We start from the raw sequence: 1,788 nt of genomic DNA, 5'->3' as shown, positions 1-1,788 counted from the left end.
AGCGTGACTTCCGGATAGGCCTGTGTGAAGCGGCGGAACAGCGGTGCCAGGACCAGCGCGGCCGCCATGCGCGGCACGTTGAGGCGCACCGTGCCATGCGGCCGCGCGCTGAACGCATTCACCCCCTCGACCGCCCGATCGACACTGGCGAAGGCGGGACCGATCTGGTCGAGCAGCGCCTGCCCTGCTTCGGTCGGCGAGACGGTCCTCGTCGTGCGGTTCAGCAGGCGGACGCCCAGCCTCGCCTCCAGCGCCCGCAGCGTCTGGCTGAGGGCCGAGGGCGACAGGCCGAGAGGACCGGCGGCGCGGGAGAAGCTCGCCGCCTCCGCCACCGCCGCGAAGGCCCGCAGCTCGGCATAGTCGCTGCCGCGCATTCTATCTCCATTACTTCAAAGCTATTGAAGATCATGGATCATTTTCTTCAGAGAGGCGAGGCGCCAGTTTGGGTGCGGCAGGCCATGAACCGCCCAGCCAAGAGGAGCCGCCATGAACATCCTGATCGTCCACGCCCATCCCGAACCGCGCAGCTTCAACGGCGCGCTGACCGGCACCGCCCGCCGCACACTGGCCGAGGCCGGCCATGCGGTCGTGGTCTCCGATCTCTACGCCATGGGCTGGAACCCGCGCTCCGACCGGGGGAATTTCACCGGCGTGCTGGACCCCGACACGTTCAAGCAGCAGCTGGAAGAGGCCCATGCCAGCGAAACCGGCGGTTTCGCCGCCGATGTGCAGGCGGAGCTGGACAAGCTGCTGCGCTGCGACGTGCTGATCCTCCAGTTCCCGCTGTGGTGGTTCTCGCTGCCGGCGATGCTGAAAGGCTGGGTCGACCGGGTCTTCGCCATGGGCGCGGTCTATGGCGGCGGCCTGTGGTACGACCGCGGCCGCTTTGCCGGGCGGCGGGCGATGCTGTCGCTGACCGCGGGCGGCCCGGCATCGATGTACGGGCCGGACGGGCTGAACGGCGACATCGACGGGCTGCTGTATCCGATCCAGCACGGCATGCTGCGCTTCACCGGCTTCGACGTGCTGCCGCCCTTCATCGCCTGGCAGCCCGCCCGGATCGGCGACGATGCCCGCCGGGCCTATCTTGAGCAGTACCGGCAGCGGCTGCTGACCCTGGCGATGACCCCGCCGCTGCGCTTCCCCAGCCTCGACGATTACGACCCGGAAACCTACACGCTGAAGACCGGGGCGGCGGCATGAGGATCCTGGTCATCGGCGCCACCGGCACCATCGGCATGGCTGTCGCCGCGGCGCTGGAGGATCGGCACGAGGTGGTGCGCGCCTCCCGCCGCGGGTCCCTGGCCGTGGATCTGGAACGGCCGGAAACGATCGAGGCTCTGCTGCACTCGACCGGCGCAATCGACGCCGTCATCTGCTGCGCCGCCAGCGCCCCGATGGCAGCGCTGGCCACCGCCACGGATGCGGAGTTCACCCGCGGGCTGCCGGGCAAGCTGCTGGGCCAGGTGGCGCTGCTGCGCCGCGCCCTGCCGCATCTGCGCGACGGCGGCTCGATCACCCTGACCAGCGGCGCCTTCGACCGCCCGACGCCGGGCAGTGCCTTCGGCGCCCTGGTCAATGCCGGGCTGGAGGCCTTCATCCGTGCCGCCGCGGCCGAACTGCCGCGCGGCCTGCGGGTCAACGGCGTCAGCCCCGGCTGGGTGCGCGAGACGCTGCTGGCGATGGGGCTGGACGGCGCCGACGGCACGCCGGTCGCCACGGTGGCGCAGGCCTATGTCGCGGCGGTGGAGGCCGCGATGACCGGACAGGTGATCGTGCCGGGGGGCG

3 protein-coding genes are annotated in these 1,788 nt (G+C 70.9%); 2 read left to right on the top strand and 1 reads right to left on the bottom strand.

Going from position 1 to position 1,788, the window contains the following annotated elements:
* Nucleotides 1-374, bottom strand: a 374-nt coding sequence (locus AC3XYG_RS39755) for a LysR family transcriptional regulator (protein ID WP_489145439.1), incomplete at its 3' end; no start/stop codon positions are given.
* A gap of 112 nt (nt 375-486) precedes the next feature.
* Between AC3XYG_RS39755 and AC3XYG_RS39750 the strand changes: the two genes are divergently transcribed.
* Entirely contained in the window at nt 487-1,203 is a 717-nt protein-coding gene (locus AC3XYG_RS39750) for an NAD(P)H-dependent oxidoreductase (RefSeq protein ID WP_489145438.1), read from the top strand.
* Nucleotides 1,200-1,788: short chain dehydrogenase (locus AC3XYG_RS39745; protein WP_489145437.1), on the top strand; the 589-nt coding region annotated here is incomplete at its 3' end. The genes AC3XYG_RS39750 and AC3XYG_RS39745, both read left to right, overlap by 4 nt.

The organism is Inquilinus sp. (genome assembly GCF_057815775.1).
Note: the sequence above shows the minus strand (reverse complement) of the source record. Positions and strands in the feature narration are given on the sequence as shown.

Coding starts and splice junctions, on each gene's coding strand:
- AC3XYG_RS39750 (WP_489145438.1), top strand. CDS start 487: ATGAACATCCTGATCGTCCACGCCCATCCCGAACCGCGCAGCTTCAAC.